We start from the raw sequence: 450 nt of genomic DNA, 5'->3' as shown, positions 1-450 counted from the left end.
CAATAAAAATATAATTCCAATCTTGTCGACATGGTGTCGGCAAGTATTTAACTCAACAGGACGAGAAAATATGCCAACTATTAACCAATTGGTACGCAAAGGCCGTCAAAAGCCTGTGTACGTAAACAAAGTGCCTGCACTGGAAGCTTGCCCGCAAAAACGTGGCGTGTGCACCCGTGTATACACAACTACCCCTAAAAAACCTAACTCTGCATTGCGTAAAGTATGTAAAGTTCGCCTGACCAACGGTTTTGAAGTAATTTCATACATCGGCGGTGAAGGTCACAACCTGCAAGAGCACAGCGTCGTATTGATTCGCGGCGGTCGTGTAAAAGACTTGCCAGGTGTACGTTACCACACTGTACGCGGTTCTTTGGATACTGCAGGTGTTAAAGACCGTAAACAAGCCCGTTCTAAATACGGTGCTAAGCGTCCTAAATAATTATCGGG

General features: G+C 45.1%; 1 protein-coding gene. It reads left to right on the top strand.

Features of this window, described 5'->3' with window-relative positions; all coding sequences use genetic code 11:
• Window positions 1–70: 70 nt before the first annotated feature.
• Entirely contained in the window at window positions 71–442 is a 372-nt protein-coding gene (gene rpsL, locus ACTHSP_RS21950; RefSeq protein WP_002218431.1) for a 30S ribosomal protein S12, read from the top strand.
• The last annotated feature ends 8 nt before the right edge of the window (window positions 443–450 follow it).

It is taken from the genome of Neisseria sp. P0001.S005, assembly GCF_051963715.1.
Note: the sequence above shows the minus strand (reverse complement) of the source record. Positions and strands in the feature narration are given on the sequence as shown.

Coding starts and splice junctions, on each gene's coding strand:
- rpsL (WP_002218431.1), top strand. CDS start 71: ATGCCAACTATTAACCAATTGGTACGCAAAGGCCGTCAAAAGCCTGTG.